Source organism: Streptomyces sp. NPDC096012, from assembly GCF_040426375.1.
In the GTDB taxonomy this organism is placed as follows: Bacteria; Actinomycetota; Actinomycetes; order Streptomycetales; family Streptomycetaceae; genus Streptomyces.
The window spans coordinates 45,319-58,035 of sequence record NZ_JBEOTD010000038.1; the positions used below are offsets into that span (position 1 = coordinate 45,319).

Annotated in this window: 12 protein-coding genes and 1 riboswitch; of the genes, 7 read left to right on the plus strand and 5 right to left on the minus strand. The window is 73.5% G+C overall.

Annotated elements, in window-relative coordinates; genetic code table 11:
- Positions 1-62: 62 nt before the first annotated feature.
- Positions 63-203: riboswitch (cobalamin riboswitch) on the minus strand.
- 177 nt (positions 204-380) lie between these two features.
- The 3 genes from ABVB68_RS29115 to ABVB68_RS29125 form a co-directional block, all read right to left on the minus strand.
- Entirely contained in the window at positions 381-608 is a 228-nt protein-coding gene (locus ABVB68_RS29115; RefSeq protein ID WP_353604153.1) for a hypothetical protein, read from the minus strand.
- A gap of 30 nt (positions 609-638) precedes the next feature.
- Positions 639-1,892 (minus strand): inorganic phosphate transporter, encoded by a 1,254-nt coding sequence (locus tag ABVB68_RS29120; RefSeq protein WP_353604154.1) that lies wholly within the window; start codon positions 1,890-1,892, stop codon positions 639-641.
- 154 nt (positions 1,893-2,046) lie between these two features.
- Entirely contained in the window at positions 2,047-2,730 is a 684-nt protein-coding gene (locus tag ABVB68_RS29125; protein WP_353604191.1) for a lysozyme, read from the minus strand.
- Between ABVB68_RS29125 and ABVB68_RS29130 the strand changes: the two genes are divergently transcribed.
- From ABVB68_RS29130 to ABVB68_RS29145, 4 genes are all read left to right on the plus strand, one after another.
- Positions 2,725-2,865, plus strand: coding sequence for a hypothetical protein (locus ABVB68_RS29130; protein ID WP_353604192.1), 141 nt, complete (start codon positions 2,725-2,727; stop codon positions 2,863-2,865). The two genes, ABVB68_RS29125 and ABVB68_RS29130, sit on opposite strands and share 6 nt — an antisense overlap.
- A 647-nt stretch (positions 2,866-3,512) precedes the next feature.
- Positions 3,513-4,274, plus strand: coding sequence for a class II aldolase/adducin family protein (locus tag ABVB68_RS29135; RefSeq protein WP_353604155.1), 762 nt, complete (start codon positions 3,513-3,515; stop codon positions 4,272-4,274).
- A gap of 394 nt (positions 4,275-4,668) precedes the next feature.
- Positions 4,669-5,751, plus strand: coding sequence for an alpha/beta hydrolase (locus tag ABVB68_RS29140; RefSeq protein WP_503006336.1), 1,083 nt, complete (start codon positions 4,669-4,671; stop codon positions 5,749-5,751).
- 362 nt (positions 5,752-6,113) lie between these two features.
- Positions 6,114-7,532: a hypothetical protein gene (locus ABVB68_RS29145; protein WP_353604157.1), complete on the plus strand. Its 1,419-nt coding sequence runs from the start codon at positions 6,114-6,116 to the stop codon at positions 7,530-7,532.
- Positions 7,533-7,548: 16 nt separating this feature from the next.
- Here ABVB68_RS29145 and ABVB68_RS29150 read toward each other — a convergent pair whose 3' ends face one another.
- Together ABVB68_RS29150 and ypfJ are read right to left on the minus strand one after the other, a co-directional pair.
- Positions 7,549-7,962, minus strand: a complete 414-nt coding sequence (locus ABVB68_RS29150) for a VOC family protein (protein ID WP_353604158.1) — start codon at positions 7,960-7,962, stop codon at positions 7,549-7,551.
- Positions 7,963-8,031: 69 nt separating this feature from the next.
- Entirely contained in the window at positions 8,032-8,922 is an 891-nt protein-coding gene (ypfJ, locus tag ABVB68_RS29155) for a KPN_02809 family neutral zinc metallopeptidase (protein WP_353604159.1), read from the minus strand.
- 872 nt (positions 8,923-9,794) lie between these two features.
- On the opposite strand from ypfJ, the gene ABVB68_RS29160 reads away from it, so the two are divergent.
- From ABVB68_RS29160 to ABVB68_RS29170, 3 genes are all read left to right on the plus strand, one after another.
- On the plus strand, positions 9,795-10,421 hold the full coding sequence (locus ABVB68_RS29160) for a PQQ-binding-like beta-propeller repeat protein (protein WP_353604160.1): 627 nt from the start codon (positions 9,795-9,797) through the stop codon (positions 10,419-10,421).
- Positions 10,422-10,539: 118 nt separating this feature from the next.
- Complete coding sequence (abc-f, locus tag ABVB68_RS29165; RefSeq protein ID WP_353604161.1) at positions 10,540-12,138, plus strand: ribosomal protection-like ABC-F family protein; 1,599 nt, start codon at positions 10,540-10,542, stop codon at positions 12,136-12,138.
- 335 nt (positions 12,139-12,473) lie between these two features.
- A complete protein-coding gene (locus tag ABVB68_RS29170) occupies positions 12,474-12,695 on the plus strand; it encodes a helix-turn-helix domain-containing protein (protein ID WP_010355597.1) in 222 nt (73 codons plus the stop codon).
- The last annotated feature ends 22 nt before the right edge of the window (positions 12,696-12,717 follow it).

Consider the following 12,717-nt stretch of genomic DNA (forward strand, 5'->3'; position numbering starts at 1 on the left):
TACTGGTCCTTCGGCAGCCGAGCATGGCGATATGGGTCCTCACTCAGGGTGTCCGCGCCCTGGTTCGACGAGATCCGGCGGTGAGAGTTCCTGGCTCCCGGGGTTCTTCCCCGGTGACAGTGGCGGGACCGCGCCGGATTCGCACCGGCTTCCTCTCTTGCCGCCGTACATGGCCCGGGCAGTCCACCACGTGTCCGGAAGGGCCGTCAACCTGCCTTTGACCTGCGCGGGGAGAGTGTGCCCATCCCCACACCGCGGGGCGCCCGAGCATGCCGAAAGGCTCCCCTCCGCCACAACTGGAGGGGAGCCTCGGTGCGTTCGGCCGTGCGCCGGCCACGGTGGTCCTGCCGCGGTGGTCCGGCCGGGCCGGTACGCGACGGTCAGGCCTTGGCCACGATCAGGTAGATGCCGTACGCCACCGCCGCCGCGCAGGCCGCGAAGCAGACGTAGGCGCCGGTGACGGCCGCAGTGGCCGAGCCGCCCTGGGCCGCGGCCTTCTCGCGCCGCGTCAGGCCGTTGATGCCGAGGGTGAACAGGGCGACCAGACCCACCGTGAACACGAGGCTGGTGCCGAAGACGGAGCCGAGAGCCGCCCAGTCGATCTTCATGATTCTTCCTTCAGTACCGGGTGCTCGGGGTCAGACCCTGGCGGCCGGCGGGGTCGCCGGGGCGGCGGGCTTGGGATCGGCGGTCTGCTGCGGGAAGGCGAGGGCGGGATCCTCGGCCAGCACACCCGCCGGGGGCGGGATCACGGCGGCGATGGCGGCCGTCACCACGCCGGCCGGCTCCTCGGCCCCGGGGGCGACGTTGGTGTGGTCGACGACCTCGCGACGGGAGATCTTCCAGATGGTGGCGCTCGCGGCGACCAGGAAGACGGCGACGGCGGCGGTGCCCCAGTCACCCAGGTTCGTGACGGACTCGGCGCCCGCGCCGACCAGCGCGGCGGCCGGAAGGGTCAGGACCCAGGCGACGGCCATGCGGGTGGCGGTGGACCAGCGGACCACACCGCCCTTGCGGCCCAGACCGGCGCCCATCACCGAGCCGGAGACGACGTGGGTGGTGGACAGGGAGAAGCCGAGGTGGGAGGAGGCCAGGATGGCGGTCGCGGCACTGGTCTGGGCCGCGAAGCCCTGGCGCGGCTCCAGGTCGGTCAGGCCCTTGCCCATGGTGCGGATGATGCGCCAGCCGCCGATGTAGGTGCCGAGCGCGATCGCCAGGCCCGCGGAGAGGATGACCCAGGTGGGAGGGTTCGAGCCGGGGGCGATGGAGCCGCCCGCGATCAGCGCGAGCGTGATGATGCCCATCGTCTTCTGGGCGTCGTTGGTGCCGTGGGCGAGGGAGACCAGGCCCGCGGAGGCGATCTGGCCGGCGCGGTAGCCCTTGCGGGTGGCCTCGCCCTCGGCCTTGCCGCCGATGCCGTAGGAGAAGCGGGTGGCCAGCATGGCCGCGACGCCCGCCACGATCGGCGCGGCGACCGCCGGCAGCAGCACCTTGGTGACCAGGGCGTCACCGTGCACGGCACCGAGGCCCGCGGAGGCGACGGTGGCGCCGATCAGACCGCCCATCAGGGCGTGGGAGGAGCTGGAGGGGAGGCCCACCAGCCAGGTCACCAGGTTCCAGAGGATCGCGCCGACCAGGGCGGCGAAGATGACCTCGGGACGGATGCCGGTCTCGTCGACGAGACCCTTGGAGATCGTGTTGGCGACCTCCACCGAGAGGAAGGCGCCCACCAGGTTGAGGGCGGCGGACATGGCCACTGCGATCTTGGGCTTCAGGGCGCCTGTGGAGATGGTGGTGGCCATCGCGTTCGCTGTGTCGTGGAAACCGTTCGTGAAATCGAACGCAAGTGCGGTTATCACCACAATCGCGAGGATCAGCGAGAAGCTTTCCATTTACCCAGGCAATCGTTCGAGGTCGTTGGCTGCTCGAACGTAGGCAACCTGGGTGAACGGAAGATGAACTGGGGCAGGACTGGTGGTGTCCGTGATGACGACTTGCGGTTCCGTCCGCCGTGATCCTGTTCTCGGCGGCCCAGGCGCGCCTTGGTCACCGGGCTCGCGCGAGGGCCTGCAGCCGGGCCGCCGACCCGTTGAAGAGATTTTGGTCACCCGGCAGTCTGCCCTTGCTGGCGTACTGCCAGAACGTCCAGTACCGCCAGCCGCCCGGCAGCTTCCCCGCGGCCGAGGCGCCGTGCCGGGCGATCCACAGGGCGTGGGAGGAGGAGAAGGCGCGGCTGTTGCCGGTGCAGAGCTTCCACCACTGGGTCGTCGTGTAGATCACCGGGCGCCGTCCGGTCTCGTGCTTGATCTCGTCGCTGAACGAACGGATCCAGCGGACCATCTGCTTCCGGCTCAGCCTGTAGCACTTGTGCTTCTTGTCGTACGGGTTGTACTCCATGTCCAGCGCGGGCGGCAGCGTCCAGCCGTCCGCCCGCCAGTCGCCGCCGTGCCGCACGAAGTACTCCGCCTGCCGGGCGCCGGAGGACTTGTCCGGCCGCGCGAAGTGGTACGCCCCCCGGATCAGGCCGGCGTCACGGGCCCCGTCGTACTGCTGTGAGAAGCGGGGATTGCGGTAGCCGGTGGACTCGGTCGCCTTCACGTAGACGAACCGCGCGCCCTTCGCCCGGGCGGCCGGCCAGTCGACCCGCCCCTGATGGGACGACACGTCGTGCCCGCGGGGCAGCTTCGATGACAGAGTCGGAACACGCGTCTGCGTGGAGCCCGACTGCAGGGAGTCCGCCCGGGCCGAGCCCGCTTGCGGGGAGTCCTCCTGAGCGGGGCCCGCTTGCGTGAGGTCCGTCTGCGCGAGGTCGGCGGTCCGCATGGAGTGTGCCTGTCGAGCGCCGGCTTCCCGGGGGTTCGGTGACGCGGCGGCGGTGCCGGTCAGGGCCAGTGCCGCCGTGGCTGCCACGAGGACACCGGCGCGGTGACGGACGAAAGTGCGTTCATGGACCATGCATCGTCTCCCCGAGGTGGCGGGCGGAGGATCACCGGACGGGCAAAAGATCATTGAAGGCCCGGTGCGCCCCGGATCGACGCTCATCCGCGGGGGTTCGCGGCGATTCATAATGTTTTGAGGAGATATTCGCCCGTTCGGGGCAGAGACCCTCAGGGCCGTCCCCCGCGGGGAAACCAGGCCCCCTCCCGTCCCCGGACGGCAGGCCCACTCCCGCCGTCCCCGGGGGGCAGGCCCACTCCCGGCGCGGTCTTGTACGGCAGGCCCGTGCCGCGCGTATCCGGAGGGCAGGCCCGTGCCGCGCGTATCCGGAGGGCAGGCCCGTGCCGCGCGTATCCGGAGGGCAGGCCCGTGCCGCGCGTACCCGGAGGGCAGGCCCACTCCTCGCGCGCGGCCTCGTTCGGCGGGCCCGTGCCGCGTGGCCCGGTACGGCGGGACCGCCCCGCGCTCATCCGGAGGGCAGGCCCGACGTGCGCATCCAGAGGTCAGGCCCGTCGCGCGCACGTTCGGAGGGCAGGCCCGTCCCGCCGTCGGCTCGTGGCTGGGAGGATCGGCGCATGGCTGAGCAGCGACGGGAAACGTCAGGGGAAGCACCGGACGGCGGGCGCCGGGAAGCGGGGCCCGGCGCGGGGGCCGGTGGACCGGGGGAGCCGGCGGCCGGCCCCGCCGCGGCGGACGGGGAGGCGGGGCGGACCTGGCGGGCACTGGTCGCGACGGCACGCCGGACCGTCGCCGACGGGCTGGTCGTCGGCACCTCCGGCAACGTCTCCGCACGCGTCGGCGACCTCGTGCTGGTCACCCCGTCGGGGGTGCCCTACGACCGGCTCACCCCGGACGACATCACCGGCGTCGACCTCTCCGGACGCCAGGTGCTCGGCACCCTGGTACCGACCAGCGAACTGCCCATGCACCTCGCCGTCTACCGCACGACCGACGCCCGCGCGGTGGTCCACACCCACGCCGTGCACGCGACGGCGGTCTCCACGCTCGTGCCCGAACTGCCCCCGGTCCACTACATGACCGGTGCCCTCGGCGGCCCCGTCCGCGTGGCCCCCTACGCCACCTACGGCAGCGACGAGCTGGCCGACAACATGCTCGGCGCCCTCGCCGGCCGCTCCGGCTGCCTGCTGCAGAACCACGGCACGATCACCTACGGCGCCGGCCTCGACCAGGCCTACGACCGCACAGCCCAGCTGGAGTGGATGTGCCGCCTGTGGCTGACGGCGTCCTCCGTGCCGGGCCTGACGCCGTCCTTGCTCACGGAGGCACAACTGGCCGAAGCCGGGGCACGCTTGAAGGGGTACGGCCAACGGAGGTGACCCCTTGCTCCCCAGCCCGCTGCTCCGACGGTTTCTCGACCGGCTCCCCTCGCCCGCCGACCCGCTCTCCCCGCTGCTCGACCGGCTGTCCCCGGGCCGTGGCCCGTCGTCCGTCGACCGGCTCTCTGTGCTGCTCGACCGGCTGTCCCCGGGCCGTGGCCCCTCGTCCGCGCACGGTCCATCGGTCCTGCGCGACGGTGCCCGGTCACCGCGTACCGGCCGGGGACTCCCGCACGCCCTCGCGGCGGGGAAGGTGCCGCGAAGCCTGGTGCCGGCACGGCCGTCACCCCGTTCGGCTCTTCCGCTGGCCGGGGGCCGGGCCCGCCATGACACTGGACGCGTGGGCCCAGGGAAAGCGACCGCCACCGCGATCAGCGCCGTCCTCGCCGCCGGCATGGCCTCCGTGGCGGCGGGCCGGGTCGCCAGCGACGCCGCGCTGAAGGCGCCCGCGGGGCGGCCCTTGCCCACGGAGCCCCGGCTCACCGTGCACGGCACCGAGCCCGGCCGGATCACCCTCACCCGCGATCTGGCCTCCCTGCGCCCCGGCGTCTACGGCCTCGCCGGTGACGGCTCCCACGCCGTCGTCGGGCCGGTCCAGGAGGAGTACCCGCACACGGCCGACACCGTCGTACGCCGCCTGGACCGCGTCACCCACGGCACCTTCGCCCCCGGCGACCAGGTGTGGCTCACCCCGAACCTCTACGTCGGCGATCCGGGCTCCGCGCTCGGCCTCGACCACGTCGACGTCGAGGTGCCCGGTGAACTGGGTGCCCTGCCCGCCTGGTTCCTGCCCGGCCACCGGGACACCTGGGTGATCGCGGTGCACGGCCTCGGCACCACCCGCGAGCAGGCCATGAACCTCATGCACTTCCTGCACTCGCGCCGCCTGCCGGTCCTCGCGCTCGCCTACCGCGGCGACCCCGGCGCGCCACGCTCGCCGGACGGCCTGAACCACCTCGGCGAGACCGAGTGGCGGGACGTGGACGCGGCCATCCGTCACGCCGTCCGCCACGGCGCCCGCCGGGTCGTCCTGCTCGGCTGGTCCACCGGCGCCACCATGGCCCTGCGCGCCGCCGAGCACTCCGCCGTGCGCGAGCGCATCTCCGGGCTGGTCCTCGACTCCCCGGTGCTCAGCTGGGAGGCGACGCTGCGCGCCCTGGCCCGGGCCCGCCGCACCCCCCAGCCGCTGCTGCCGCTCGCCGTGCGGGCCGCGCAGGGCCGGGCCTGCCTGCCGCCCTCCGACGGGACCGGCGCCGTCGAGATCGCCGACCCCGTCCGGCTCGCCGTGCCCACGCTGATCGTCCACGGCCCGGACGACCAGGTGGCCCCGTGGGAGTACTCCCGCCGCCTCGCCCGGCGCCGCCCGGACCTGGTGGCCCTGCACACCGTCTCCCGCGCCCCGCACGCGGCGATGTGGAACGCGGACCCGAAGGAGTACGAGGAGCGCCTGCGCCGATTCCTGACCCCCCTGATGTGAACCCCGCCACCTCACCGCTCCTGGGCCGAGGGCCCCACCCCGGCCTTCCGCCCCCTTCCTCGCGTGCCGGCCCGTCCGGGCCGCGTCCCTTTCTTTCCGGGCCCGGGCCGCTACGCCCGATCCCTACGCGCCACGGGGCCCTCGGCCGCCGCGCCCCCCGGCTGTTCCGCCCGCTCGGCCGCCCCGGCGCCTCCGCACGGACCCTCGCCTCCCAGACCTCTCGCCCCGTTCCGGTTCAGGGCTGAGCCGATGGCCTGATTGCGTCTGCCCGGGCCGCTCCCGGGCCCTTGTCCCGGGCCGCCCCGGCGCCCGCCGTGGCATTCCGTTTGGGTTTTCGGACCGTCAACCGGAAGACTGCACCCGTGACGTCCCGTATCCCGCGCGACTCCAGGCTTCGACTCGTCCGACCGCGACCCCTGGCCGCCGCCCCCAGAGCTGTGAACCAGCGGCGCCCGCGCCGCCCCGCACCCCGGCCGCCGGAGGGCACCCCCGCCCCCGCCGAACTGGCCAGAACGGCACGCACCCGCCTGGCCGGCCCCGTCCGTGTCGCGCGCTGGGCCGACGCCGCTCTCGGCCCCGGCAGCGACGCCGCCACCACCGACGGCAAGGCCACCCTCTCCGCCGCCACCGCCGAACGGGCCGCCGCCGAGCTGGGGCTGAGCGCCTCTCAGGTCCGCGCCGACTGGGACACCGCCCGACTCGCCGGACTGGTCGAGGTGCACGGCGACAGCGCCCGCCCCGGCTGGCGGCTGCGCGCCTGGAACCGCGACGACAGCGCCGTACTGCGCGGCTGGGTCGCCCTCTTCGACGCCTGGTCGCTCGCCCACCCCGAACCCGAGGGACACGAGCCCGCCGCCGTCGCCGAGGTCGTCTCGGCCATGCCCCAGGTGCTCTCGCTCCTCCAGCTGTCCGCCGGGCCGGTCCCGGTCGAGCAGCTGCTGGACCTGCTCCAGCAGCGGGTCACCGAACTGCGCACCGAACGCTGCGAGGTCCCCTACGGGCCCGCCACCGAGCGGCTCGCCGGGTCCCCGAGCCCCGCCGAGCCCGCCCCGGTCGCCGACGCACCGCTCGCGCCCCTGCTCGACTGGGCGCTGCGGGCCCTCGCCTCGGTCGGCGCCCTGACCTACGGCGACGGCCAGGCCACGCTCACGCCGCTGGGCAGCTGGGCGGTCTGGGTCAAGCTGGAGCAGATCTGCGTGGCCGCGCAGAGCCCCGCCGGAAACATCGAGCAGTCGGCCGAGGACATGCTCCGCGGCTGCGCCCAGCTCCGCCCCAACGCCGCCCGCGCCGAGTACCGGGCCTGGCTCGCCGCCCGCCCCGTCGGCAGCGCGGTCACCGAGCTGCTCGACGCCGCCCGCGGCGAGGACGCCCTGCTGCGCGGGCTGGCCTTCGAGGCGCTGCGGGTCGTCGGCGCGCCCGCCGAGCCCGACGTACGGGCCGTCGTGGACGAGCCGGCGCTCAGACCGTACGCCCTGCTCTGGCTGGCCGAGCACGACGGCGTCGACGCGGAGGACGCCCACGAGGCGCTCACCCGCGAGGAGGCCACCTGGCTGTGGGTGGACACCGCCGCGGCCGTCGCCGACCACGGCGAGGCGCCGATGCTGGTCCGGCACCTGGAGTCCGCGGTGCAGCCCACCGTCCCCCAGCTGCTCGACGAGGTCCGCGCCGTGGGGCACCCGCGCACCGTGCAGGTCCTCGTCGCCCTCGCCGCCGCGCATCCCGACCCGGCTCTGGCCAAGGCCGTCCGGCGGGCCGCCTTCCAGGTGCACACCGGGGGATGAGCGGCCGGAGCCCGGCTCAGGCCCCGATCTCCGGGGCGTAGGTGCCGAAGCTCCAGATGTTGCCCTCGGCGTCCCGGGCCGTGTAGTCCCGCGAGCCGTAGTCCTGGTCCGTCGGGGGCATCAGGATCTCCACCCCGTGCTCCACGGCCCGCTCGTGGTGGGCGTCCACGTCGTCCACCACGACGTACACCGCGCAGGGGCCCGCGTCCTTCATCAGCGCGTCGAAACGGCCGCCGCGGCCCTTGGAGCCGATCATCACCGCGCCGCTGCCCTGGACCAGCTCGGCGTGCATGATCCGGCCGTCCTGCGTCTCGTACACCGACAGCTCGGTGAAGCCCAGGGCCTGCGTCAGCGTCCTGATCGCCGCCTTCGCGTCCGCGTACAGCAGCGTGGGGTAGATGCTCGGCCGTCCTGCGCCCGTGCCCGCCATGCCGATCACTCCTTCGTGCGTCGGTCCCGTGGCCTGCCGCCCGGTTTCGCAGCCGCCACCGACGACGCCTCAGCGGAAGGTGTCGCACCGGTCCATGTCGCCGGTCCGGTAGCCCTGTTCGAACCACTGCTGCCGCTGCTGCGCCGACCCGTGCGTCCACGTGTCCGGCGTCACCCTCCCTTGAGACCCCTGCTGGATCCGGTCGTCGCCCACGGCCGCGGCGGCGTTCAGGCCGTCGCGGATGTCGGCGGGGGTCAGACGGGTGATCAGCGGCCGCCCGGTCGACTCGTCCGGGGTGGTCGTCGCGTGCCGCGCCCACACGCCCGCGTAGCAGTCCGCCTGCAGCTCCGTGCGCACCGAGTTGCTGTTCGCACCGGTCAGCCCGTCCTGGGAGCGGCCGAGGACGCCCATCAGATCCTGCACGTGGTGGCCGTACTCATGGGCGACGACGTACGCCTGCGCGAAGGGGCCGCCGGTGGCGCCGAACTTCGTCCGCAGGTCGTCGAAGAAGCCGAGGTCCAGATAGACCTTCCGGTCGCCCGGGCAGTAGAACGGCCCGACCGCCGAGGACGCCGTACCGCACGCGGTGCCGACGCGGCCGCCGAACAACACCGTCGGCGAAGGGGTGTACGTCGCGTGGCGCCGCCGGAACTCGTCCGTCCAGTAGTCCTGCACGCTGTTGACGACCGCCACGATCCGGCAGTCGTCCCGGGTGTTGGCGTCCCGTCCGGTACGGCAGGTCTGCTGGACCTGCTGGAGCGAGGAGGAGGTCGGCCCCGGGGTGTCCCCGCCGGAGGACAGCCCCAGCTCGTCCGGGCCCACGCCCAGGAACAGACCCAGCAGAAGGGCGATCAACCCGGCGACGCCGCCACCGATGGTCGCCCGGCCGCCCGGGATCCGGCTGCCGCGCACATCCTGCACCTCGGAGGTGTCCAGGTTCGCGTCGTCGTCGAACTGCACGCGTCACCGCCCTCCGCCCGCGCCGTCGCGCTCGTCGTCCGGAGCCTTGCGCATCTCTACCCGTCCTGTCCTCGCACCGCCGGACGAACACCCGAACGGGCGACTTGCCGACTCCGCCCCGCCCGGGCACCGGGACCCGCCCACCGGTCACGCCTAGTCTCTGCGTCGATCCAAGGCCGGCGAAAGGGGAAGCGTTGCCCGCCCCGCCACCCGGCCCACCCTCACCCCGTCCCCTCCGGCGTCCGGCCTCGACCACCGCCGCACACCCGCCACCTCCGGGCCCCCACACCAGGGCCCCGGCCCCCACCGGCTCGCTTGCCCCGGCCCCCACCGGCTCACACGCCCCCGCCCGCGACGGCGCCCATGCCCCGGCCCTCACCGGGTCGCACGGCGCGGCCCCTGCCGGCTCCCACGCCCGGCACACGGCCCCTGAGGACTCCCACACACCGCAGCCGGCCCCCGCCCACTCCCACGCCCCGGCTCCCGCCGGCTCCCCCGCCCTGGCTCCTGCCGACTCCTACGCCCCGGTTCCCGCCGGCTCCCGTACCCCGGCTCCCGTCGGCTCCCGCATCCCGCGGACCGCCCCCGTCCCGGCTCCTGCCGACGTCCCGGCTTCCGCCGGCTCCCACGCCCTGGCTCCTGCCGACGTCCCGGCTTCCGCCGGCTCCCACGCCCTGGCTCCTGCCGACGTCCCGGCTTCCGCCGGCTCCCACGCCCCGGCTCCTGCCGACGCCCCGGCTCCCGCCGGCGCCCACGCCCTGGCTCCCGCCGACGCCCCGGCTCTCGTCGGCTCCCGTACCCCGGCTTCCGCCGGCTCCCGCATCCCGCGGACCGCCCCCGGCCCGGTGCGCCGAGTCGCCGGACTTCTTCTCGTGCTCTGCGTCCTGGGCGCGGCGTACGACGCGCGTCCCGCGCCCTACGGGGACCGTCTCGTCCGTTCCGCGCCCGGTGAGCGGCAGTCGTACACCGTGAAATGGACGCCACGCGCACGTGACGGCGCGGTGGCCGCCTACGACACCCGCAGGGGCACGCTGCGGTGGCGGTACGCGCGCGCGGGGCACCGGCCGGTTGCCGTGGTGAGCGTGCGCGGGCAGGTGATCGCCCTCTGGGACGACGGACTGCTCACCGGGACCGACGGCCGCTCGGTGCGCTGGCACCGCGCCCTGCCCGACACCGCCGAGTGGCTCCCGGCCCAGGGCGGCACCGGGGTCCTGCGCCCCCTCGGGCGCGGCATCCTCGCGGTGGTCACCCCGCGCCGCGTCACCGCCTACCGCACCGCCGACGGCGATCTGCGCTGGGTGCTCCCCGCGGGGGAGGGCTGCCTGTTCCGGCCGGAGCGGGCCCTGCACCGCGGGGCCGCCCTGCTCGTCGCCCAGCCGTGCCCGCGCGCCGCCTGGACCGGGCAGGTCGTGGCCGTGGACGACCTGGGCCGGATCACCCCGGACCGCCGGCCCCTCGGCAACGATCTTCCGGGGCGCGGCCCGGACACACGTACGTAGGAAAACCGCTTGCACGCCCCCGTTAGACTTCTCCCCATGGCCATTCTCCTCGCGCATTAGACGGCGGGAACGTCCTCGCCGCCCACCCGCCAATCCCTGTACGCCCTGGAGTCTGTCCGTGATCTCCGCCTCCGGTATCGAGCTGCGCGCCGGTGCGCGCGTCCTCATCGAGAACGCCACCTTCCGTGTCGCCAAGGGTGACCGCATCGGTCTCGTCGGCCGCAACGGCGCAGGCAAGACCACCCTCACCAAGTGCCTGGCCGGCGAGGGAATCCCCGCCGGCGGCACGATCACCCGCTCCGGCGAGGTCGGCTACCTGCCCCAGGACCCCCGCACCGGCGACCTGGACGTCCTCGCCCGCGACCGCGTCCTGTCCGCGCGCGGCCTGGACGTGCTGATCCGCAAGATGCGGGAGAACGAGCAGCGCATCGCCAACGGCTCGGGCGCCACCCGCGAGAAGGCCCTCCGGCAGTACGAGCGCCAGGAGACCGAGTTCCTCACCAAGGGCGGATACGCCGCCGAGGCCGAGGCCGCCACGATCGCCGCCGCGCTCAACCTGCCCGACCGCGTGCTCGGCCAGCCCCTGCACACCCTCTCCGGTGGCCAGCGGCGCCGTATCGAGCTGGCCCGCATCCTGTTCTCCGACGCGGACACGCTGCTCCTGGACGAGCCGACCAACCACCTCGACGCGGACTCGATCGTCTGGCTGCGGGACTACCTGAAGACCTATCGCGGCGGCTTCATCGTGATCTCCCACGACGTCGACCTGGTCGAGACGGTCGTCAACAAGGTGTTCTACCTGGACGCCAACCGGTCCCAGATCGACGTCTACAACATGGGCTGGAAGCTCTACCAGCAGCAGCGCGAGGCCGACGAGAAGCGCCGCAGGCGCGAGCGGGCCAACGCCGAGAAGAAGGCCGCCGCACTGCACTCGCAGGCCGACAAGATGCGCGCCAAGGCCACCAAGACGGTCGCCGCGCAGAACATGGCCCGCCGTGCCGACAAGCTGCTGTCCGGCCTGGAGGCGGTCCGCCAGTCCGACAAGGTCGCCAAGCTGCGCTTCCCGGAGCCCGCGCCCTGCGGCAAGACCCCGCTGACCGCGGAGAGCCTGTCGAAGTCGTACGGCTCGCTGGAGATCTTCACCGACGTCGACCTCGCCATCGACAAGGGCTCCCGGGTCGTCATCCTCGGCCTCAACGGCGCCGGCAAGACCACCCTGCTGCGCCTGCTCGGCGGAGTGGAGAAGCCCGACACCGGCCAGGTCGTGCCCGGCCACGGCCTCAAGCTCGGCTACTACGCCCAGGAGCACGAGACCCTGGACCCCGGGCGCACGGTCCTGGAGAACATGCGCTCGGCCGCCCCCGACATGGACCTGGTCGAGGTCCGCAAGGTGCTGGGCTCGTTCCTGTTCTCCGGCGACGACGTCGAGAAGCCCGCGGGCGTCCTCTCCGGCGGCGAGAAGACCCGTCTCGCGCTCGCGACCCTGGTGGTCTCCTCGGCGAACGTCCTCCTGCTCGACGAGCCGACCAACAACCTCGACCCCGCGAGCCGCGAGGAGATCCTCGGCGCCCTGCGCACCTACAAGGGCGCGGTCGTCCTCGTCACCCACGACGAGGGCGCCGTCGAGGCGCTCCAGCCGGAGCGGATCATTCTGCTGCCGGACGGCGTCGAGGACCTGTGGGGTGCCGACTACGCGGATCTCGTCGCCCTGGCGTGATCGAAAGCCTGATCCACTGAGTATGGATCATTCGGCCGAGCCGTGATCCATCATCTGTGTGAGATCTCCTGGTATCAGGGTGTGTCCTACACGGATTTTCCGGCCGATCCCTTGGCGGTCAAGGGATCGGCCGTCTCGCGTCCCTGACCTGGCCATTCATGGAGCCACCCGTTCGGCCCCGCGGTTCAGGTTCTCTGGAATCCCTCATTCCCCTTGTGGGGATGTGCTCCTGTCGTCACAACGATGTCTCACGGACCTTGCCGAATGGGTGGCCATCACGCCCCGGAGGGGTGATCATGAGGGGACCAGAGCGCACTTCCCATGAGGAGGCACGGGTGGCCGAGACTCTGAAGAAGGGCAGCCGGGTGACCGGCGCCGCGCGCGACAAGCTCGCGGCAGACCTGAAGAAGAAGTACGACTCCGGTGCGAGCATCCGGGCACTGGCCGAGGAGACCGGCCGCTCGTATGGCTTCGTACACCGGATGCTCAGCGAGTCGGGCGTCACGCTGCGTGGGCGTGGCGGAGCGACCCGGGGCAAGAAGGCCGCAACGTCCTGACTCCGGGCGGCCCACCGGCTTC